Annotated in this window: 1 protein-coding gene; it reads left to right on the top strand. The window is 62.5% G+C overall.

Annotated elements, in window-relative coordinates:
- Positions 1-530 (top strand): IS66 family transposase (locus tag GE027_RS22660; protein ID WP_153559503.1); only part of this gene is annotated, 530 nt, incomplete at its 5' end.
- Positions 531-629 lie beyond the last annotated feature (99 nt).

Raw genomic sequence — 629 nt, 5'->3', positions numbered from 1 at the left:
GGCTCGACGATACGGAGCGTCTTGCTCGTCGACAGAGCCTCTCGCGTCACGTGCTCGACAAGATCGCCGCATATCTTGACAGCGAAGCGATGCAGTCACCGTCGGTACTTCCCAAGAGCAATCTTGGCTTGGCAGCGGCGTACGTACGTCGTCACTGGGAGGCGCTGTGCCGGTACATCGATGACGCCTCGATCCCGATCGACAACAACGACTGCGAACAGCTGATGAAGCGGGTGGCGACGGGCCGCAAGAACTGGTTGTTCAAAGGTTCGGTGGCCGCGGGCGAACGAGCCGCGAACTTGCTAACGATCATCGGCAGTGCGATCCGCAACGACCTCGATGTTCGGGCCTACTTGGACGACGTCCTGCGGCGCGCCCTGGCTGGTGAGACGGACTGGTCGACGTTAACACCTCACGCTTGGCGTGCAGCTCACCCCGAATCGATCCGCGAGTACCGCCAGGAAGAGCGTCGCCAAGCGGCGGACCGCAAACGAACCCGCCGAGCCCGCCGCCGCCTTCCGAAGCGTTAATCAGTTAGCTCGCCCACCCACAGATCCGGCGAGCGTCTCCTACCAACTCACGGTCCGATCGGCAATGCTCGCCAGCAACGGGTTCTGCTGTACGGTTAC

Source organism: Roseimaritima sediminicola, from assembly GCF_009618275.1.
GTDB lineage: Bacteria > Planctomycetota > Planctomycetia > Pirellulales > Pirellulaceae > Roseimaritima > Roseimaritima sediminicola.
Note: the sequence above shows the minus strand (reverse complement) of the source record. Positions and strands in the feature narration are given on the sequence as shown.